The sequence below is a fragment of the Streptomyces sp. NPDC093094 genome (genome assembly GCF_044754345.1).
Classification (GTDB): Bacteria; Actinomycetota; Actinomycetes; order Streptomycetales; family Streptomycetaceae; genus Streptomyces.
Genome location: NZ_JBIVOX010000019.1, coordinates 37,217 through 57,292, shown reverse-complemented (window position 1 = coordinate 57,292; position 20,076 = coordinate 37,217). Strand labels below are relative to the sequence as shown.

Sequence of the window (20,076 nt, the reverse complement as noted above, 5' to 3'; positions counted from 1 at the left end):
CAAGGTCATGGTCCCCCAGGACCGCTGTCTTAGACTCGCTGGCATGTCTGGCCAGTCGCTGCTCGTACCAGGGGAGCTGTCTCCCACCCGTTCCGTACCCGGAAACATCCGGCGCCCCGAGTACGTCGGCAAGCCCGCGCCGACGCCGTACACCGGTCCGGAGGTGCAGACGCCCGAGACGGTCGAGGCGATGCGCCTCGCCGGCCGGATCGCCGCGCGGGCGATGGCGGAGGCCGCGAAGATCATCGAGCCGGGCGTCACCACGGACGAACTGGACAGGGTGGCGCACGAGTACCTGTGCGACCACGGCGCCTATCCCTCGACCCTCGGCTACCGCGGCTTCCCCAAGTCCCTGTGCTCCAGCGTCAACGAAGTCATCTGCCACGGGATCCCGGACTCGACGGTGCTGCGCGACGGCGACATCGTCAACCTGGACGTCACGGCGTACATCGGCGGGGTGCACGGCGACAACAACGCGACCTACCTGGTCGGTGACGTCGACGAGGAGAGCCGGCTGCTGGTGGAGCGCACCCGCGAGTCGCTCACCCGCGCGATCAAGGCGGTCAGGCCGGGGCGGCAGATCAACGTCATCGGCCGGGTCATCGAGTCGTACGCCAAGCGCTTCGGCTACGGCGTGGTCCGGGACTTCACCGGGCACGGCATCAACTCGTCGTTCCACTCCGGCCTGATCGTCCCGCACTACGACAGCCCGCACGCCACGACGGTGATGCAGCCGGGGATGACCTTCACGATCGAGCCGATGCTGACGCTCGGGACCCATGAGTACGACATGTGGGACGACGGCTGGACGGTCGTGACGAAGGACCGCCGGCGCACGGCGCAGTTCGAGCACACGCTGGTGGTCACGGAGACGGGAGCGGACGTCCTCACCCTGCCGTGACCTCCGGCGGCCCGGCCGCCCGCCTCCTGCCCGCCTCCCGCCCGTCCTCCCCCACGGTCTCCGACCGGGTGAGGGCGGGCTCTTCCTTGCGGCTTTTTGCCGACAGACTGTCGGCAAGGCTATTGACTTAGGTAAGCCTAACCTTGAAGGATGGGGTGCATGGAGAGCTTCTCGACCGTCATCCGCACCGCGTCCCACGAGCAGCACACGGAGGCGGAGACCTCTACGTTCATGAGCGACCTGCTCGGCGGCCGGCTCGGCGTGGACGCGTACGCGCGCTACACCGAGCAACTGTGGTTCGTGTACGAGGCCCTGGAGGCCGGTGCCGGGCGGCTGGCCGCGGATCCGGTCGCGGGGCCGTTCGTCAGACCGGAACTGTTCCGGCTCGCCGCGCTGGAGCGGGACCTGGAACATCTGCGCGGCCCCGGCTGGCGGGCGGGCCTGACCGCGCTGCCCGCCACCCGGGAGTACGCGGACCGGGTGCGGTACTGCGCCGGGAACTGGCCGGGCGGCTACGTCGCCCACCACTACACCCGCTACCTCGGCGACCTCTCCGGCGGACAGATCATCCGCGACAAGGCGGAGCGGACGTGGGGCTTCGCCCGCAAGGGCGACGGTGTGCGCTTCTACGTCTTCGAGCAGATCCCCAACCCCGCCGCCTTCAAGCGGGACTACCGGGAACTGCTGGACACCGTCGCGGCGGACGAGCTGGAGCGGCAGCGGATCGTGGCCGAGTGCCGGGACGCCTTCGCTCTGAACACGGCGGTGTTCGGGGCGCTCGGCGAGGAGTACCCGCTCAGCGCCTGAACACCGCCGCGGGTGGCTTTGTCGGCGGTGCCCCGCGGCACCGCCGTGGCCCGTCGCGCAGTTCCCCGCGCCCCTGGGACGTGCCTTCGAGGGCTAGCGTTCCAGGACCACCCTGCCGCCCAGTTCGACCCAGCCGTGAGGCTGGGGGGCCGTGAGGAGCTGGGAGCCGGCTCCCTGGGTGATGTTCAGGGCGCGGCCCAGCTGCGCGGTGAGCAGCAGCGCGGCCGCGCCGGTGGCCTCGTCCTCGTCGATGCCGTCGTCCCGGCCCGGGAAGGCCCGGGCGCGGATCCGGCCCGCGGCCTCGTCCTCCCAGGCCCAGGCGTAGATCCACTCCCCCTTGGGCGGCACCGTCAGCGCGTCGACCTCGGCGGCCGAACCGTGCTGCCGCAGGGTGCGCGGCGGGGCCCACTCCGCGCGGGCCTCGATCCAGCTGAACTCGCCGTCCTGGCGGGCTCCCACCAGCCCGGCGGGAGTGACCAGTTCGGGCACGTCCAGCAGCCAGGCCGCGCCGACGCAGGGGTAACCGGCGAAGGGCAGCCGCAGGGTGGGGGTGTAGATGTCGACGACCCCGCGCTCGGGGTCGTCGACGAACACGGTCTCGCTGAAGCCGAGCTTGCCGGCCAGCTCCTGCCGGCCGGCCCGCTCCGGCACCGTCGAGCCGTCGCGTACGACGCCCAGCTCGTTGCCGTAGCCGCCGTTCGCCGCGCAGAACACGCGCAGCACGTCGTAGTCAGTCACCGGGGAATTGAACCATCGGTCGGCGCCGGTCGCGCGGGAGAGGTGACCTGCCGGTCTTCTCTCCCGCGCGGACGCCCGTTCTCACGGGTGCCGGTGTCATGCCTGCGTACGGCGGCGGCGCACGGCGAGGACCGCGCCCGCTCCGGCGGCGGAGGTCACCGCGGCGGCCGTGCCCAGCGCGGCCACCGGGACGCCGGCGCCGGTGGCGGCCAGGCCGCCGCCGGTGACCATGCCGGTCGTGCCGCCGCTGCCTCCGGTGGTGCCGCCGCCTGCCGTGACGCCGCCGCTGCCGCCGTCCGCGGGCCGGGTCGTGCCGCCCGAGGGGCTCGCTCCGCCGCCGGGGGGCAGTGCGGCGCCGTCGGTGAGGGCGACGGCGAGATCGACCGGGTCCAGGGCGGTGCCGGCCGGGTAGAAGCCGCCGAAGGCCCGGGAGCCCGCGGCGGTGAGCTTCGCCGCGACCCCGTCGACGGCGATGACGTCGTCCTCGGCGGACAGCTCGGCCGGCCTCGCCGTCAGGTCGGCGAGGACCACGTCGCGGGTGGTGCGGCCGAGGCTGGTGACATCGGCGGTGAGTTCGCCGGTGCCGCCGTCGAGGGTGGCCTCCACACCGGCGAGGGTGAGGTCGAGGCCGTAGGTGCCGTTCTCCTCGTGGCCCTTGAAGTTCACCGACCCGGCGAAGGCGGCTTCGAGGGTGTCCGCGCCGGTGTCGTAGCTGCCGGTCGCGTCGGAGAAGGTGAACACTCCGTTGCCCGGGGCCTGGGCGGCTCCGCCGGAGACGGTGATCCGGCCCTGGGCCGCGCCGTCCACGACGTAGGTCCGGAAGGACTCCTTCACTCCCCAGGCGAGGGTGCCGCCTGCGATGTCCCCGCGGCCGGCGGGCGCCTCGGTGGTGGCGGTCGCGGAGGCGCCCGGCGTGGAGGAGGCGGTGGGGGCCGGGCCGGTGGAGGTCGCGGTCGCGGTCGCGGTGGGGTCCGGGCCGGTGGAGGCGGTCGGGCCGGCGGTGGACGTCGGTCCCGCGGTGGCGGTCGGTGACGCGGTGGCGGTCGGTGACGGGGTGCCGGTGGGAGTGGCGGTGGGAGTGGGGGTGGCGGTGGGAGTGCCCGTCGGGGTCGGCGTCGGCGTCGGGGGCGTCTTCTGCACCACCGTCAGCGGGTCGCCCGCCGCGCCCTTGTAGCCGGCGCTGCCGAAGACCTCGGCGGCCTCCTCGGTCAGCGTGGTCGCCATGTCCGTCATGGCGCGGGTGACGGTGACGTCGGCGAGCGGCACGTCCTCGGTGGTGGTGCCGCCCCTGGTGACGTCGGCGGTGATCTCGGCGGCCGCGCTGTCGAACCGTACGTCGGACAGGGTGATCGAGAAGCCGTGCAGCCGGGAGACGATCGCCAGGCGGCCCTTGAAGGCGAGGCCGAGGGTGTGGGCGGTGGAGTCGTAGGTCCCGGTGCCCTCGGTGAAGGTGAACGCGCCGTTGCCGGCGGCCTGCGAGGCGCCCTGTGCCGGGGTGAAGGTGCCCTGCGCGAAGCCGGTCACGTAGGAGCGGTACGACTGCTTGATGCCCCAGGTCAGTTCGTAGCCGCTGAGCGGGACCTCGGCCGCCGAGGCGGTGGTCGCGCCTGCGGTGGCGAGCGCGGTGGCGCCGAGCGCGGCGGCGGTCGCCACGGCGGCGGCGAGGGCGGTGGTCCGGCGGGGGCTGCTGGACATGTCGGTGGGTCTCCTCTGGGTGTGTGGTGCCGCCCGCGAGGGGCGGTGCGGGAGGGTCAGTCCCGCGGCTGTCCGGCGGCGGGGTCCCGGCGGGTACGGCGCCTGCGCAGGCCGTACGTCACCGCGAGCGCGGCGAGCAGGAACGCGCCGCCGGTGAGGGCGACGGGGAGTGCGGGGGTGCCGTCGGCGGCGGAGCCGGAGCCGCTCGCGACGGGCCGGACGGGCGGGGTGGCCCCGGCCGGGCCGGGGCTGGCCGGTCCGGAGTCCGGCTCCGGGGTGCTGCCGAGGTCGGGCAGGGCGGGCAGTTCGGCGTCGCCGGTGAGAGAGACGGCGAGGGAGACGGGGTCCATCGCGGTGCCGGCCCGGTACAGGCCGCCGAAGGCACGGGCGCCCCGGGCGGTGAGTGTCGCGGGCGCCTCGGTGAGCACGGCCAGGCCGCCGTCCGCCGTCAGCCGTCCGGCGGTGAAGGTGACCAGCGGGACGTTCTCGTCGCGGCGGCCGGCGGTGCGGACGTCCGCGAAGAGCGTTCCCGTGCCGCCGCGCACGGTGACGTGGACGCCGCTGAGCCCCAGGTCGAGGCCGTGGGCGCCGGTGAAGCGCACGGCGCCCGCGAACCGGGCCGTCAGCCGGCCGGTGTCGTAGGTGCCCCGGCCCGCGGGGAAGCGGAAGAGGGCGCCGCCGTCCCGGGCGCCGCCGGACAGGGTCCACGCGCCCTGGGCGATGTCCCCGGTGACGTACTCGCGGAAGGTGCGGCGCACGCCCCAGTCGACGGCGCCGTCCCGCAGCGCGCGGCCCGAAGCCGGTTCGGCGGAGGGGGACTTGGGCGTACTCGGCTCCGGGGCGGGCGTGGGCGTGGCCCGCTGCACAATGTCCGCCGACAGGCTCACCGGGTCCAGGGCGGTGCCCGCGGTGTAGTACCCGGCGAAGGACCGGGCCCCCTGGGCGGTGAGGGTGGCGGGGACGTCGTCCAGCACGACGGCGGTGCCGTCGCCGTGCAGGTCGGTGCCGCCGAGGGCGAGCGTGGCGAAGGGCACCTGCGCGGAGCTGGTGACCCGGCCGGTGCCGCGGTCCTTGCCGGTGATGTCGGCGTAGAGCGTGCCGGTGCCGCCGGCGATGCGGACGGCGGGGTTGGCGATCGTCAGGTCGAGCCGGTGGCCGCCCTTGCCGTCGGGGTGGCCGAGGAAGCGGACGCCGCCGGAGAACGCGGCCGCGAAGGAGCCGTCGGCGCCGTCGTGGGTGCCGCGTGCGGAGTGGAAGCGGAACCTGCTGTCGCCGACCGTGGCGGCGCCGCCGGTGAGCGAGTAACTGCCTTGTGCGACGGGGCCGGTGACATAGCTCTGGAACGAGGACCTGATGCCCCAGTCGAGCCGTCCGCCCCGCACCGCGGAGTCCGCGGCATGTGCGCGGGCGGCCGGGAGCAGGGCGGCGAGCACGGCTCCGAGCACGGCCAGACACAGCGCGGCCGCACCGCCGTACCGGCGCGGACGCGGGAATTCGGGCATGACCGACCTCCGGAACGGAACGAGGACTGGTGAGTAAGGTAAGGCTAACCTAAGCTACATCGCGTCCGATGTGGAAGGCCGGACGCGGTGCGAAGGCCGAGTGGCGCTCCCTGCGGGCGCGGAGAGGAACGGCGGACGGTGCGACCGATGCGCACACGAGTGGCGGGCGCCCTGCTGGCGCTGCTCGCCCTGACGGCGGCCGGCTGTGCCGGGACCGGCGGACCGGCGGGCGAGGACCCGGGCGGGGGGCGGGAGTCCGCGAACCGGGTCGAGCCGCTCGGCGGCACGCCCGCGCCCCGGCTGCCCGTCACCGTCGTCTCGGCCGACGGCCGGAAGGTGACCGTCGGGGCGGCCGACCGGATCGTGCCGCTGTCGGGCGGCCTCAGCGAGATCGTCTTCGGTCTGGGTCTCGGCGGCCGGGTCGTCGCCCGGGACGTCTCCGCCACCTTCGACCAGGCGAGGGCCCTGCCCCTGGTCACCCGGGCGCACGACGTCTCCGCGGAGGGAGTGCTCTCGCTGCGGCCCGACCTCGTCCTCGCCGAGGAGACGACCGGGCCGGCGGAGGCCGTGCGGCAGATCCGGGACGCCGGGGTCCCCGTCCTCGTCGTCGCCCCGGCGCGCGGCCTCGACGACGTCGGCCCCCGGATCAGGGCCGTCGCCGACGCGCTCGGCGTGCCCGGCGCGGGCGACCGGCTCACCGCGCGCTCGCAGCGGCGGATCGCCGCCGCACGCGAGGACGTCCCGGACGAACGGCATCCCGCGCCACGCGTGGCGTTCCTCTACCTGCGCGGCTCCGCGTCCGTCTACCTCCTCGGCGGCAGGGACTCCGGGGCGACCTCGCTCATCGAGGCGGCCGGAGCGGTCGACGCCGGGGCCGCGGCGGGGCTGGAGAAGGACTTCACCCCGCTGACCAGCGAGGCGCTGGCACAGGCCGCGCCCGACGCGATCCTGGTGATGAGCAAGGGGCTCGCATCCGTCGGCGGCGTCGAGGGACTGGTACGGATCCCGGGCGTCGCCCAGACCCCGGCCGGGGCGGACCGGCGCGTGGTGTCCGTGGAGGACGGTGTGCTGCTGAGCTACGGCCCGCGCACCGACCAGGTGCTGCGGTCCGTCGTCGCGCAGCTCTACGGGGACACCGCCCGATGACCGCCGTACCGCAGAAGCCGCTCACCCTCGGCACCGGGCGGCGTGCCGTGTGGTGGCTGACCGGCGCCCTCGTGGCCGGGCTGCTCGCCCTGGTGCCCGCGGCCGCGGCGACCGGCGCCTTCCCGGTGCCCGTCGGGGACGTCCTGGCCTCCGCCCGGCACCGGGCCGGGCTCGGGGGCGCGGAGCTGGAGCGGGTGGCCGAGTCCGTGCTGTGGAACGTCCGGTTCCCGAGGATCGTGCTCGCGCTGCTGGTCGGTGCCTCGCTGGGCTGCGCGGGCGCGCTGATGCAGGGCGTGTTCGGCAATCCGCTCGCCGAGCCGGGCACCATCGGGGTGTCCTCCGGGGCGGCGGTCGGCGCGGTCGGCGCGATCTCGCTGGGCCTGGACACCTTCGGCGGCTGGACCGTGCCCGTGCTCGCCTTCACCGGCGGGCTGCTCACCGCCCTGCTGGTGTACGCGATGTCCCGCTCGGGCGGCCGTACGGAGGTCGTGACGCTGATCCTCACCGGGATCGCGGTGAACGCCTTCGCGGGCGCGCTGATCGGCCTGTTCCTGTTCTTCGCGGACACCGCCGCGGTCAACCAGATCACCTTCTGGCAGCTCGGTTCGCTCGGGCAGGCGACCTGGCCGAAGGTGCTCGCCGTACTGCCGTGCGCGGCGGCCGGGCTGACGCTGGCTCCGCTGTACGCGCGCCGGCTGGACCTGCTCGCGCTCGGCGACCGGCCCGCACGGCACCTCGGGGTGGACGTGGAGCGGCTGCGGATCGTGCTGATCCTAGTGGTGGCGCTGCTGACGGCCGCCGCGGTGAGCGTCGCCGGGGTCATCGGGTTCGTCGGTCTGGTCGTCCCGCATCTGCTGCGGATGCTCGCCGGTCCGGGACACCGCTTCCTGGTGCCGGGCAGCGCGCTGGGCGGCGCGCTGGTGCTCCTGGCGGCGGACCTCGCGGCCCGTACCCTCGCCGCGCCCGCCGAACTCCCGCTGGGCGTGCTGACCGCGCTGGTGGGCAGCCCGTTCTTCTTCTGGCTGCTGCGCCGCACCCGTCGCGGGCAAGGAGGCTGGGCATGATCCGCCTGCGCACCCGTCCCGTGCCCCCGCCCGCGCCGCGCGAGGGCGAGGTGGTGGCCGAGGCCGACGGACTCCAGGTGCGTCTCGGGCCCCGTGCCGTCCTGCACGGGGTGTCCCTCGGTGTCCGGGCGGGCGAGGTGCTCGCGCTCGTCGGGCCCAACGGGGCGGGAAAGTCGACGCTGCTGGGCGCCCTCGCCGGGGATCTCGCGCCCGCCGCCGGGACCGTACGGCTATTCGGGCGGCCGGTGTCGGGGTGGAGCGCGCCCGAACTCGCCCTGCGTCGTGCGGTCCTGCCGCAGTCGGCGGAGCTCTCCTTCCCGTTCACGGTCGAGGAGGTCGTCCGGATGGGCCGAGCGCCCTGGGCCGCCGTGGACCCCGGCGCGGACGACGACGCCGTGGCCGGGGCGATGGCGGCGACCGAGGTGACGGGTTTCGCCGGGCGGCCGTTCTCCGCGCTGAGCGGCGGCGAGCGGGCCCGGGTGGCGCTCGCGCGGGTGCTCGCCCAGCGCACCCCGCTGCTCCTGCTGGACGAGCCGACGGCGGCGCTGGACCTGCGGCACCAGGAGCTGGTGCTGCGGCTGTGCCGGGAGCGGGCGCGGGCCGGGGAGGCGGTGGTGGCGGTGCTGCACGACCTCGGTCTCGCGGCGGCGTACGCGGACCGGGTGGCGGTGCTGCGGGCGGGGCGGGTCGCGGCGGCCGGCTCCCCGGCCGCCGTGTTCACCGGGCCGCTGCTGTCGGAGGTCTACGGCCGGCCGGTCGAGGTGCTCGCGCACCCGCGGACGGGGACGCCGATGGTGGTGCCCGTCCGGGACCTTTGACGTTTCTTTGACCTTCCCATGACGTCCGGTTTGAGCCATCGTGATCGGCCCGTGCTCATACACCGTCTATGAGAGCTGAATCACCGCCCGCATGGGTATCGCACAGGTAAGGCTCGGATAAGTTAGGCGAGCCTACCCATGCCGAAGTGGCGTGGGTCACGTCGGTTTTACGCCACCCGTCTGGAGCCCGTATGCGCGCCGTCCGCCTCTCCGTCGTGACCGCCGCCGCCACCGCGGCGGCCCTGACCGCTGTCACGGGCTGCACCGAGAAGAGCAAGGGCGGCGAGGGCTCGGACCACGTCATCAGCGTGACCGCCACCGACGACTCGTGCGAGGTGTCGAAGAAGGAGGTGCCCGCCGGGCACCTCGAACTCGCCATCGAGAACAAGGGGTCGAAGGTCACCGAGGTCTACGTCCTCTTCCCCGACGACCGCGTGGTCACCGAGCGCGAGAACATAGGCCCCGGCACCAAGCAGCGGGTCACCGCCGAGGTGAAGGCCGGCGACTACCAGATCGCGTGCAAGCCCGGCATGAAGGGCGACGGCATCCGCCAGGCCATCAAGGCCACCGGCGGGACCGCCGCCAAGCGCGACTCTCGCCTGGACAAGGCCGTCGCCGAGTACCGCACCTACGTCCAGGCCCAGGCCGACGAGACGCTGCCGCTGGCCGAGAAGTTCGCCCAGGCCGTCAAGGGCGGCGACCTGAAGGCCGCTCAGGCCGCCTACGCCGCCTCCCGCATCGGCTGGGAGCGCACCGAGCCGGTCGCCGAGTCCTTCGGCGACATCGACCCCAAGGTCGACGTCCGCGAGGACGGCCTGGACGACGGCCAGGACCCGGCCACCGACTGGACCGGCTGGCACCGCCTGGAGAAGGCCCTGTGGCAGGACAAGAAGATCGGCGACCGTGAGAAGGAGCTCGCCGACCTGCTGATCAAGGACCTGAAGGACTGGCAGAACCGGGTCGGCAAGGCCGAGATCACCCCCACCTCCATGGCCAACGGCGCCAAGGAGCTCCTCGACGAGGTCGCCACCGGCAAGGTCACCGGCGAGGAGGAGCGCTACTCGCACACCGACCTGGTCGACTTCAAGGCCAACGTCGAAGGCGCCGAGAAGTCCTACGCGCTCCTCAAGCCGGTCGCCCAGGAGAACGACGCGAAGCTCACCGCCGAACTGGACAAGCAGTTCGCCGCGCTGAACGGGCTGCTCGACAAGTACCGCCCGAACACGACCTCGTACGCGTTCACCTCGTACGACAAGGTCTCCGAGGGCGACCGCAAGGAGCTGTCGGACGCGGTGAACGCGCTCGCCGAGCCGCTCTCCCGGCTCGCCGCCGCCGTCGTCGTCAAGTGAACGAGGGGCAACCGAGGATGACCGACACGGACAGCACCCAGACCACGACGAGCCGGCGTTCGCTGCTGGGCTGGGGCGGCGCGGGCCTCGCGCTCGGCGCCGCCGCGGCCGGCGGGGCGGCCGCCCTGACCCGGACCGGCGACTCCGCCGGCGGCGCCTCGCCGGCCGCCGAGGCGGGCGCCGCGATCCCCTTCCACGGCGCCCACCAGGCGGGCATCTCCACACCCGTCCAGGACCGTCTGCACTTCGCCGCGTTCGACGTCACCACCGACGACCGCGAGGAGTTCGTCCAGGTCCTGAAGGACTGGACCGAGGCCGCCCGCCGGATGGCCGCCGGACAGCCCGTCGGCGAGGGCGGCTACGGCGGCCTGCCCGAGGCCCCGCCGGACGACACCGGCGAGGCCCTCGGCCTCAAGCCCTCCCGGCTGACCCTGACCATCGGCTTCGGCCCGTCGCTGTTCGAGAAGTTCGGCCTCGCCGGACGGCGCCCCGAGGCCCTGGTCGATCTGCCGAAGTTCGCGGGCGACAACCTCGACAGGAACCGCAGCGGCGGCGACCTGTGCATCCAGGCATGCGCGGACGACCCCCAGGTCGCCGTGCACGCGGTGCGCAACCTGGCCCGCATCGGCTTCGGCAAGGTCGTCGTCAGGTGGTCCCAGCTCGGCTTCGGCAAGACCTCCTCCACCACGCCCGAGGAGCAGACCCCGCGCAACCTCATGGGCTTCAAGGACGGCACCCGCAACATCGCGGGCACCGAGTCCGACCGGCTGGAGAAGTTCGTGTGGGTCGGCGAGAAGGACGGCGCCGGCTGGATGACCGGAGGGTCCTACCTGGTCGCGCGGCGCATCCGGATGCACATCGAGACCTGGGACCGCACCTCGCTCCAGGAGCAGGAGGACATCTTCGGCCGCGACAAGGGCGAGGGCGCCCCCGTCGGCAAGGCCAAGGAGCGCGACGAGCCGTTCCTGAAGGCCATGAAGCCCGACGCGCACGTACGGCTCGCCCACCCCGAGGCCAACAGCGGGGCCACCCTCCTGCGCCGCGGCTACTCCTTCACCGACGGCACCGACGGCCTCGGCCGCCTGGACGCGGGCCTGTTCTTCCTCGCCTACCAGCGGGACGTCCGCAAGGGCTTCATCCCGGTCCAGCGCAACCTCGCCACGGACGCCCTCAACGAGTACATCCAGCACGTGGGTTCGGCGGTCTTCGCCGTCCCGCCCGGCGTCCGCGACAAGGACGACTGGTGGGGCCGCACGCTGTTCGCCAAGGAGGCGTGAGCGGTGTTCTCCAACTATCTGATCGGTCTGCGGGAGGGCCTGGAGGCCAGCCTCGTCGTCTGCATCCTGATCGCCTACCTCGTCAAGACCGGCCGCCGCGACGCGCTGAAGCCGATCTGGACCGGCATCGGCGTCGCCGTCGCGGTCGCCCTCGGTTTCGGCTGCGCCCTCGAATTCGGCTCCCAGGAGATGACGTTCGAGGCGCAGGAGATGCTCGGCGGCTCGCTGTCGCTCGTCGCGGTCGGCCTGGTGACCTGGATGGTCTTCTGGATGCGGCGCACCGCCCGGCACCTGAAGGCCGAGCTGCACGGCAAGCTCGACTCCGCCCTGCAGATGGGCACGGCCGCCCTGGTCGCCACCGCGTTCCTCGCGGTCGGCCGGGAGGGCCTGGAGACCGCCCTGTTCGTGTGGACGTCGGTGCGCGCGGCCGGCGACGGCACCCCGCGCCCGCTGGCCGGCGCCGGACTGGGCCTGGCCACCGCGGTGTTGCTGGGCTGGCTGTTCTACCGGGGCGCGCTGCGCATCAACCTGGCGAAGTTCTTCACCTGGACCGGCGGCATGCTCGTGGTGGTCGCGGCGGGCGTGCTGGCGTACGGCGTCCACGACCTCCAGGAAGCCGACTTCGTGCCCGGTCTGACGGACAAGGCGTTCGACGTCAGTGACGCGATCCCGCCGGACAGCTGGTACGGCACACTGCTGAAGGGCGTCTTCAACTTCCAGCCCGAGCCGACCGTTCTTCAGGTCACGGTGTGGCTGCTGTACCTGATCCCGACGCTCGCGCTCTTCCTGTCCCCGGTAGGGTTCCCCTCCGGGAAGGGGAAGGTGAAGCAGTCCGATGACCAGGGATCGCAGCCGTCCGAGGCTCCGCAGGCGTGACCGGAACGCACTCGTGGCGGCGGCTCTGACCGCTTTGTCGCTGACGGCGAGCGGGTGCGTCGTGGTGCGCGGGGAGCGCGAGGTGCTCCCCGCGGCCACCCGGGCCGAGGCCGCGAAGGCGCTCCGGGACTTCACCAAGGCGTACAACGCGGCCGACAAGACCTACGACGCCTCCCTGGACGCCGGCCGGGTCACCGGTGCGCTCGCCGACATCGACGGGGCCCGCCTCGAGGCGGGCCGCGCCAACCACCCCGAGGGCAACCCGGCGCACACGCCGCTGGAGCTGACGGACGCGCGGTTCACGATCGTGGAGAAGGCGGGCTGGCCCCGCTGGTTCCTCGCCGACGCCAGGGCCAACAAGGGCGGCGACGCCCGCTGGCTGCTGGTGTTCACCCGCGGCTCCCGGGACGCGGCCTGGGAGGTGGCGTATCTGACGCTCGTCGCACCGGGCGAGGTACCCGCGTTCAAGAAGGACGAGGACGGCCACGCCGAGGCCGTCCCCGCGGACTCGCCCGAACTCGCCGTCTCGCCCTCGGACCTGAGCCGGTCGTACGTGTCCTACCTCAAGGACGGCAAGGCGCCCTTCGCCGACGGCACGCACACGTCGGACTGGCGCGAGCAGCGCGAGAAGAACGCCAACCGGCCCGGACTGGCGCGGCAGTACATCGACGGGCCACTGGCCGAGGGCGGCTACGCACCGCTCGCGCTGCGCACGGCCGACGGGGGCGCGCTGGTGTTCTTCGCCACGCACCACTACGAGAAGCAGACCGCCGCGGCGGGGGCGTCCGTGCCGACGCCCGGCGACGACGTGCTGGCTCTCACCTCGGGCGAGATCAAGCAGTCGCTGACGCTGGAGTTCGTGTCCAACGAGGTGGTGCTGGATCCCCGCAAGGGCGCCGAGGTGAAGATGCTGGGCCGGATCCAGGGGCTGACGGGCGCGAAGGGCGAGTGATCCGCCGGCGGCCGTGATCCTGACGGCCGTGCTCCCGGCGGTCGTGCTCCTGACGGCCGTGCTCCCGGCGGTCGTGCTCCCGGCGGTCGTGGTGCGTCCGCCGCGCCTCCGTGGTCTGTCGCGCGGTGTCCCGCGCCCCTCGGGTCAGTGACGCAGCGGCCACGCGGCCGTCGCATGGCCCGTGTGGCGGGCGCAGGCGTCGGTGAGGTGCTCCAGCAGCGACAGCGGCTCGGACAGGGCGTGCTCCGGGCCCCGTACCCAGTGGACGGTCTTGTTGTCGTCGCCCGGCAGCCGGGCGGGCGGCACGAGGACGTACGAGCCGCGGCAGTGCCAGCGCAGACCGGGATGCTCGTCCATGGTCTCGGGGTGGCAGTCCAGCTCGCACGGCCACCACTCGTCCTCGTCCTCGGGGGTGCCGCGGGTGAGGGTGAAGAACAGCATGCGGCCGTCGTCGCTCTCGGCGACCGGCCCGACCTCGACCCCGTCGGCGAGAAGCCGCTCCAGGGCCTCGCGGCCGGCCTCCAGCGGGACGTCGAGGACGTCGTGGACCATGCCGGTCGCGGTGATGAAGTTGGCCTGCGGCTGATGCCGGGCCCAGCGCTCGATCTGCGCGCGGTCGGTGGTGGACTGCGTCTGCCAGGCGAACGACACGGGGTGCCGCGCGGGGGTGGGACAGCCGACGCGGTCGCAGGAACAGCGGTAGCCGGGGGCGGGGTGCGCGGCGGGCGCGAGCGGCAGGCCCGCACCGGCGGCGGCGAGCAGCAGGGCCTCACGGCCGCCCTCGCCGGCGGCGGCCTGCTCCTGGCCGCTCCTGCGCAGCCATTGGGCGAGTCTGCCCCGCAGGCCGGTCCGACCGCCGAACTCCGCGCTCATCTATCCCCTCGCCCTCGCCGTCGTGCGCCCAGCATGCCTCATGGTCCCACCATCCTGCGCCCTGGGGGGCCGGAGCCGACAACCGGGAAGGGCGGGGCGAGACATACCCCACACCGCCGATCACGGCCGATGGGACGCTTTGCCGGGATTACCGGGACTTGCGGCGGGGGACATCGAGCCGGAATGTGACACTCCGTGCCACTGCCTCCGGCCCGTCCGCCCTCTCCGGCCCCCGCCTCCCGGACCGCCGCCGCGGACCGTCACCCCCGGGCGTCGCGCGGGGCGAGGCCGTTCAGGGCGTAGTCGACGAGGGTGTCGGTGTACTCGTAGGAGATCGGCGCGGTGCGCTGGAGCCAGCGCTGGGCGAGCGGGGAGACGAACAGCTCCAGGGCGATGCGCGGGTCCACCTCACCGCGCACCTGGCCGGCCTCCTGGGCGGCGCGCAGCCGGTCGACGTAGAGCTGGAGCTGGGGTTCGAGGAGCTTGGCGACGAACTCACGGCCGAGCTGCTCGTTGACCACGCCCTCGGCGGCGAGGGCGCGGGAGGGGACCTCGAAGCGGGGGTCGAGGAGTTCGTCGACGGTGGCGCGCAGGACGGCCTTCAGGTCGGCGGCGAGGTCGCCGGTGTCCGGGATGCCGTACACCTCTCCCTCCCCGGCGCCCGCCGCCCGGGCCGCTTGTTCCCCGAGGTCGAGGAACGCCTCCAGCAGGACGTCCGCCTTGGAGGGCCACCAGCGGTAGATGGTCTGCTTGCCGACCCCGGCGCGGGCGGCGATCCCCTCGACGGTGGTCCTGGCGTAGCCGGCCTCGCCGACGAGGGCGAGGGCGGCGCCGTAGATCGCGCGGCGGGACTTCTCGCTGCGGCGGCGGGCGTCGGGGGCGGGCTTGTCGACCATGGGACGACGATACCAAGAGGCGAGACGCCGCGTCTCGCCCGAAGGGTCGCGCCCGGGGCCGCGCCCGGGGTGGCGCCCGCCCCCCGGGGCGGCCTCTCACTCCTCCGGGGCGGCCCTCACTCCCCCGGGTAGCGCACCCCGATGCGCTCGCGGATCGTGTCCAGCGTGCGCATCACGGCGAGGGTGCCGTCGAGCGGGACGAGCGGGGACTCGGTCTCGCCGGCCCGCAGGGCGCGCATCACCTCACGGGCCTCGTGCCGGAGGGTGGTGCGCGGCCCGTCCGCCGGGCCGAGGACGAACTCCTCGGGGTCGCGGCCGTCGCGGTGCAGGACGAAGCGGTCCGGGTGGAAGAAGCCGCCGGGGACGTCGATACGGCCGAGCGAGCCGGTGACGGACGCCTGGACCGCCGTACCGCCGACTATGGAGCAGTGCACCGATGCGAGAGCACCGCTCTCCCAGGAGAGCAGCGCACCTGTCTGGAGATCGACGCCCTCGTCCGAGAGCACCGCTCGCGCCGCGATGTCGGCGGGCTCCCCGAGCAGCAGCTGCGCGAACGACACCGGGTACACCCCGAGGTCCAGCAGCGCTCCCCCGCCCTGCCGCGGATCACGCAGCCGGTGCGCGGGCGGGAAGGGGCCGGACAGCCCGAAGTCCGCCTGCACCGAACGCACCTCGCCGAGCGCGCCGTCGTCGACCAGCGCCTTCAGCCGCCGCACCAGCGGGTTGCAGTACATCCACATCGCCTCCATCAGGAAGCTCCCGCGCTCACGCGCCAGGGAGACCAGCTCCCCGGCCTCGCGCGCGTTCAGCGTGAACGCCTTCTCGCACAGGACGTTGCGCCCGGCCTCCAGGCACAGGCCCGCGGCCTCCCGGTGCGCCGCGTGCGGGGTGGCGACGTAGACGACGTCGACCTCCTCGTCCATCGCCAGCGCCGACCAGTCGCCGTAGGCCCGCGGGATCCCGAAACGTTCCGCGAACGCCTTCGCCGAATCCTCGGTGCGCGACGCGACCGCCACCACCTCCGCGTCCGGCAGATCCACCAGATCCGCCGTGAACGCCGCCGCGATCCCGCCGGTCGCCAGGATCCCCCAGCGCACGCCGTCCGTCGTCATTCCCGCCCCGCCCTCGCTCGGTGACAATCAGCACTGACCATCAGCATGGTTGTTCGAGCTGAGAGCATAGGGAGCGCACGGCGTGACGAGGGAGGGGCAGGGGCACATGGCCGAGGGCGGGGCGTCCACACCTGATCTGCCGCGGGCGGCCGCGCCACCGGCCGGGCCGCCCGTCCGTCCGGCGGGCCGCACCGGCCTTCTCGTCACCTTCGTCCTGGGCGGGCTGACCGCCACACCCCCGCTCGCGCTGGACATGTACCTCCCGGCGCTGCCGGAGGTCACCCGCTCGCTGCACGCGCCCGCGGCGACCGTGCAGCTCACGCTCACCGCGTGTCTGCTGGGCATGGCGCTGGGCCAGCTGGTGGTCGGCCCGATGAGCGACCGCTGGGGCCGGCGCCGTCCGCTGCTGGCGGGCCTCGCGGTGTACGTCGTCGCCACCGCGCTGTGCGCCTTCGCGCCGACCGCCGGGACACTGGTGGCGTTCCGGCTGGCGCAGGGGCTCGCGGGTGCCGCCGGGATCGTCATCGCGCGGGCCGTGGTGCGCGACCTGTACGACGGCGTGGCGATGGCCCGTTTCTTCTCCACCCTGATGCTGATCTCGGGCACGGCCCCGGTCGTCGCGCCGCTGATCGGCGGACAGATCCTGCGGGTGGCGGACTGGCGGATCGTGTTCGTCGTCCTCGCGGTGATCGGGGTGCTGCTGTCCGCGCTGGTGTGGACGCGGCTGCCGGAGACGCTGCCCGCCGCCCAGCGGCACACGGGCGGCGTCGGGGAGGCGCTGCGCTCGATGCGCGGGCTGCTGGCGGACCTGCCCTTCACCGGGTACACGCTCACCGGCGGTCTCGCCTTCGCCGTGCTGTTCGCCTACATCTCCGCCTCGCCGTTCGTGATGCAGGAGATCCACGGTGCCTCGCCGCAGGCGTTCAGCCTGCTGTTCGGCCTGAACTCGATCGGGCTGGTCGCGGCCGGGCAGTTCAACGGCAAGGTGCTGGTGGGGCGGGTCCGGCTGGAGCGGGTGCTGGGCATCGGGCTGGCGGTCGTGACGGCCGCGGCGACGGTGCTGCTGCTGCTGTCGCTGGGTGTGTTCGGCGAGACGGGGCTCGTGCCGGTCGCGGCCACGCTGTTCGTGACGACCACGGCGCTGGGTCTCACGCTGCCCAACACCCAGGCGCTGGCGCTGATGCGCACGACGCACGCGGCCGGGTCGGCGTCCGCGCTGCTCGGCACGTCGTCGTTCCTGATCGGCGCGGTCGCCTCGCCGCTGGTCGGGATCGCCGGGGAGCGCACCGCCGTGCCGATGGCCGTCGTCCAGCTGTCGGCGGCCCTGCTGGCGGTGGCCTGCTTCGCCGGGCTGTGCCGTCCGTGGCGGGCGGAGGACCCCGCCGGGGCCGCACACCCCGGGGACCTCGGGGAGGAGCGCTGAGCGCGCCGAAGCTGCGTACGGGCACGCCGGAGCGGGCCGGGCTCGACCCCCGGGAGATCGACCGCCTGGTGCGCGAGGTGCGCGGCCTCACCTCCGGGGAGCGGCCCTGGGCCTCGGGCGCCGTCGTCGTCGCCGGGCGCGGCCCGGTGCTCGCGGTCGCGGAGGCGGCGGGCTGGGCCGTGCGGTACGCGCGCCACGACCCGGTGGCCGACCGGGGCGTGGAGCTGCCGCCGGGACGGCGGGTCGCCATGACCGTGGACACGCCGTTCGACCTGGCGTCGCTGACCAAGCTGTTCACCTCGGTGGCGGCGGTGCAGCAGATCGAGCGGGGCACGCTCGGGATCGACGCGCTGGTGGGGGCGTATCTGCCGGAGTTCCGCGGGGCGGCCGAGCACGGGATCACCGTGCGACAGCTGCTCACCCACACCTCGGGGCTGCGGCCGGAGCTGCCGCTGTACGACTGCGCGGACGACGTGGAACGGCTGGCGCTGCTGCGGGCCGAGGCCCCGGTGGGTGTGCCCGGCGTCTGCACCTACTCGGATCTGAACATGCTGCTGCTCCAGCACGTCCTGGAGCGCATCACCGGGCGCGGCCTGGACGTGCTGGTGCACGAGGGCATCACCCGGCCGCTGGGGATGACGGCCACGCGGTTCGGGCCGAGTCCGGGCGCGGCGGCGACGGAGGACCAGCGGCGGCCCTGGGCGAAGGCGGACCGCGGGATGCTGCGGGGGGTGGTGCACGACGAGAACGCTTGGGCGCTGGGCGGGGTGGCCGGGCACGCGGGTCTGTTCTCGACGGGCCCCGACCTCGCCGTGTTCTGCCGGGCGCTGCTCGCGGGCGGCTCGCACGGTCCCGCGCGCATCCTGGGTCCGGACTTCGTGGAGCTGCTGCTGACCCCGCCGGGGCTGGGCTTCGCGCTGGACCAGCCGTGGTTCATGGGCGAGCTGGCGGGCCGGGGCGCGGCGGGCCACACCGGCTTCACGGGCACGTCGCTGGTGCTCGACCCGGCGACGGACACGTTCCTGGTGCTGCTGGCGAACACGGTCCATCCCCGGCGGCGCCCGGCGGACAGCGCGCCGAGGGCGGCCGCGGCGACCCGGATGGCCCGGGCGGTCAAGGGGGTCTGAGCACGGAGGGCCCTGGCGGCCGGGCGAGGAGGTCCGAGTCCAGGGCTCCCGGCGGCCGGGCGAGGAGGTCCCGGCGGCCGGGCGAGGAGGCCCGGGCAGCCGGGCGAGGAGGTCCCGGGCAGCCGGGCGAGGAGGTCCCGGGCAGCCGGGCGAGGAGGTCCCGGCGGCCGGGCGAGGAGGTCCGGGTCCAGGGCTCCCGGCGGCCGGGCGAGGAGCTCCCGGGCAGCCGGGCGAGGAGGTCCCAGCGGCCGGGCGAGGAGCTCCCGGGCAGCCGGGCGAGGAGGTCCCAGCGGCCGGGCGAGGAGGTCCCGGCGGCCGGGCTCCCGGCGGCCGGACGGGGAGCTCCCGGGCAGCCGGGCGAGGAGGCCCCGGCGGCCGGGCGAGGAGGCCCGGGTCCAGGGCTCCCGGCGGCCGGGCGGGGAGGCCCGGGCGACCTGAGAGAATCGCCGGGTGAACGCCCCCGCCTCCCCCGCCGAAACCCTCCGCGCCTCCCTCGCCGGGCTGCTCGACGGCCTCCCGCCGCGGCAGGCCGCCCAGGCGGTGGAGCGGCTGATCGCCAACTACCGGGGTGCGACCCCGACCGACGCGCCGATCCTGCGGGACCGGGCGGACGTGGCGGCGTACGCGGCGTACCGGATGCCGGCCACCTTCGCGGCGGTGTCGCAGGCGCTGGAGGCGTTCGCCGCGGCCGTGCCGGGCTGGGCCCCGCGCAGCCAGGTGGACGTGGGCGGCGGCACCGGAGCGGCCACCTGGGCGGTGAGCGCGACCTGGGACGGGCCGCGCGAGGTGACGGTGCTGGACTGGGCCGAGCCCGCGCTGGCGCTGGGCCGGGAGATCGCGGCCGCCAACCCGGCGCTGCGCGGCGTGCAGTGGCGGCGCTCCCGGATCGGAGCGGCGCTCACCATCGAGAGCACCGATCTCGTCACGGTGTCCTACGTCCTCAACGAGCTGGCCGAGGCCGACCGCGCCGCGCTCGTGGACGCCGCGGCGGCGGCCGCGCAGGCCGTGGTGATCGTCGAGGCCGGCACCCCCGACGGCTACGGCCGCGTCATCGAGGCCCGCGACCGTCTGCTCGCCGCCGGGTTCCGGGTCGCCGCGCCCTGTCCGCACAGCGCGGCCTGTCCGATCGTGCCCGGCGAGGACTGGTGCCACTTCGCGGCGCGGGTGAGCCGTTCCTCGCTGCACCGGCAGGTGAAGGGCGGCTCGCTGGCGTACGAGGACGAGAAGTTCGCCTATGTCGCCGCCGTGCGCCCGCCCGCCGCGGACTCCCCCGTCGTCCCCGCCACCGCCCGGGTCGTACGGCGTCCGCAGATCCGCAAGGGACAGGTGCTCCTCGACCTGTGCGAGGCCGACGAGCAGCTGCGCCGTACGACGGTCACCAAGCGGCACGGCGACCTGTACAAGGCGGCCCGCGACGCGGAGTGGGGCGACGCCTGGCCCCCGGCGGACTGAACCCGCAGCGACGGCAGGGGCCGGACGGGTCCGGGGCGACGAACACACGACACCCACATCGCGGAATG

The 20,076-nt window shown here is 74.5% G+C and carries 18 protein-coding genes; 12 read left to right on the top strand and 6 right to left on the bottom strand.

Translation table 11 applies throughout. From position 1 onward, the window contains the following. The first annotated feature begins 43 nt into the window (after positions 1-43). Entirely contained in the window at positions 44-901 is an 858-nt protein-coding gene (map, locus tag ACIQGV_RS31875) for a type I methionyl aminopeptidase (RefSeq protein ID WP_402500650.1), read from the top strand. 159 nt (positions 902-1,060) lie between these two features. Beyond that, a complete protein-coding gene (locus tag ACIQGV_RS31870) occupies positions 1,061-1,708 on the top strand; it encodes a heme oxygenase (biliverdin-producing) (RefSeq protein ID WP_402500648.1) in 648 nt (215 codons plus the stop codon). Between the two features lie 93 nt (positions 1,709-1,801). On the opposite strand, the gene ACIQGV_RS31865 is transcribed toward ACIQGV_RS31870, so the two are convergent. The 3 genes from ACIQGV_RS31865 to ACIQGV_RS31855 all read right to left on the bottom strand — a co-directional run bounded on the left by ACIQGV_RS31865 (position 1,802) and on the right by ACIQGV_RS31855 (position 5,643). Beyond that, the gene (locus ACIQGV_RS31865; protein ID WP_402500646.1) at positions 1,802-2,446 is read right to left on the bottom strand and encodes a PhzF family phenazine biosynthesis protein; all 645 of its coding nucleotides are present in this window, start codon (positions 2,444-2,446) and stop codon (positions 1,802-1,804) included. Between the two features lie 96 nt (positions 2,447-2,542). After that, positions 2,543-4,141: an HtaA domain-containing protein gene (locus tag ACIQGV_RS31860; protein WP_402500644.1), complete on the bottom strand. Its 1,599-nt coding sequence runs from the start codon at positions 4,139-4,141 to the stop codon at positions 2,543-2,545. Positions 4,142-4,197: 56 nt separating this feature from the next. Then, positions 4,198-5,643 carry an HtaA domain-containing protein gene (locus tag ACIQGV_RS31855; RefSeq protein WP_402500642.1) on the bottom strand — a complete coding sequence of 482 codons (1,446 nt, stop codon included), beginning with the start codon at positions 5,641-5,643 and terminating at the stop codon, positions 4,198-4,200. Positions 5,644-5,790: 147 nt separating this feature from the next. Between ACIQGV_RS31855 and ACIQGV_RS31850 the strand changes: the two genes are divergently transcribed. The 7 genes from ACIQGV_RS31850 to ACIQGV_RS31820 all read left to right on the top strand — a co-directional run bounded on the left by ACIQGV_RS31850 (position 5,791) and on the right by ACIQGV_RS31820 (position 13,125). Continuing rightward, positions 5,791-6,789 carry a hemin ABC transporter substrate-binding protein gene (locus tag ACIQGV_RS31850; protein WP_402500640.1) on the top strand — a complete coding sequence of 333 codons (999 nt, stop codon included), beginning with the start codon at positions 5,791-5,793 and terminating at the stop codon, positions 6,787-6,789. Further along, a complete protein-coding gene (locus ACIQGV_RS31845; RefSeq protein ID WP_402500638.1) occupies positions 6,786-7,853 on the top strand; it encodes a FecCD family ABC transporter permease in 1,068 nt (355 codons plus the stop codon). Before ACIQGV_RS31850 ends, ACIQGV_RS31845 begins: the two co-directional genes overlap by 4 nt. Beyond that, complete coding sequence (locus tag ACIQGV_RS31840) at positions 7,850-8,671, top strand: heme ABC transporter ATP-binding protein (RefSeq protein WP_402500635.1); 822 nt, start codon at positions 7,850-7,852, stop codon at positions 8,669-8,671. The genes ACIQGV_RS31845 and ACIQGV_RS31840 overlap by 4 nt, the downstream gene beginning before the upstream one ends. 191 nt (positions 8,672-8,862) lie before the next feature. Further along, positions 8,863-10,020, top strand: coding sequence for an iron uptake system protein EfeO (efeO, locus tag ACIQGV_RS31835; protein WP_402500633.1), 1,158 nt, complete (start codon positions 8,863-8,865; stop codon positions 10,018-10,020). 17 nt (positions 10,021-10,037) lie between these two features. Continuing rightward, the gene (gene efeB / locus ACIQGV_RS31830; RefSeq protein WP_402500631.1) at positions 10,038-11,297 is read left to right on the top strand and encodes an iron uptake transporter deferrochelatase/peroxidase subunit; all 1,260 of its coding nucleotides are present in this window, start codon (positions 10,038-10,040) and stop codon (positions 11,295-11,297) included. A 3-nt stretch (positions 11,298-11,300) separates the two neighbouring features. Beyond that, on the top strand, positions 11,301-12,173 hold the full coding sequence (gene efeU / locus ACIQGV_RS31825; RefSeq protein ID WP_402500628.1) for an iron uptake transporter permease EfeU: 873 nt from the start codon (positions 11,301-11,303) through the stop codon (positions 12,171-12,173). Then, positions 12,133-13,125 carry a hypothetical protein gene (locus ACIQGV_RS31820; RefSeq protein WP_402500626.1) on the top strand — a complete coding sequence of 331 codons (993 nt, stop codon included), beginning with the start codon at positions 12,133-12,135 and terminating at the stop codon, positions 13,123-13,125. The genes efeU and ACIQGV_RS31820 overlap by 41 nt, the downstream gene beginning before the upstream one ends. A 144-nt stretch (positions 13,126-13,269) precedes the next feature. Here ACIQGV_RS31820 and ACIQGV_RS31815 read toward each other — a convergent pair whose 3' ends face one another. The 3 genes from ACIQGV_RS31815 to ACIQGV_RS31805 form a co-directional block, all read right to left on the bottom strand. Next, positions 13,270-13,998, bottom strand: a complete 729-nt coding sequence (locus ACIQGV_RS31815; protein WP_402500624.1) for a bifunctional DNA primase/polymerase — start codon at positions 13,996-13,998, stop codon at positions 13,270-13,272. 260 nt (positions 13,999-14,258) lie between these two features. Then, the gene (locus ACIQGV_RS31810; protein ID WP_402500622.1) at positions 14,259-14,894 is read right to left on the bottom strand and encodes a TetR/AcrR family transcriptional regulator; all 636 of its coding nucleotides are present in this window, start codon (positions 14,892-14,894) and stop codon (positions 14,259-14,261) included. 116 nt (positions 14,895-15,010) lie between these two features. Continuing rightward, on the bottom strand, positions 15,011-16,006 hold the full coding sequence (locus ACIQGV_RS31805) for a Gfo/Idh/MocA family protein (RefSeq protein WP_402500619.1): 996 nt from the start codon (positions 16,004-16,006) through the stop codon (positions 15,011-15,013). A 106-nt stretch (positions 16,007-16,112) separates the two neighbouring features. Here ACIQGV_RS31805 and ACIQGV_RS31800 point away from each other — a divergent pair, with 106 nt between their 5' ends. From ACIQGV_RS31800 to ACIQGV_RS31790, 3 genes are all read left to right on the top strand, one after another. Next, the gene (locus tag ACIQGV_RS31800) at positions 16,113-17,429 is read left to right on the top strand and encodes a multidrug effflux MFS transporter (RefSeq protein WP_402500845.1); all 1,317 of its coding nucleotides are present in this window, start codon (positions 16,113-16,115) and stop codon (positions 17,427-17,429) included. 11 nt (positions 17,430-17,440) lie between these two features. Next, the gene (locus tag ACIQGV_RS31795; protein WP_402500844.1) at positions 17,441-18,556 is read left to right on the top strand and encodes a serine hydrolase domain-containing protein; all 1,116 of its coding nucleotides are present in this window, start codon (positions 17,441-17,443) and stop codon (positions 18,554-18,556) included. Between the two features lie 450 nt (positions 18,557-19,006). After that, on the top strand, positions 19,007-20,008 hold the full coding sequence (locus tag ACIQGV_RS31790) for a small ribosomal subunit Rsm22 family protein (protein WP_402500616.1): 1,002 nt from the start codon (positions 19,007-19,009) through the stop codon (positions 20,006-20,008). The last annotated feature ends 68 nt before the right edge of the window (positions 20,009-20,076 follow it).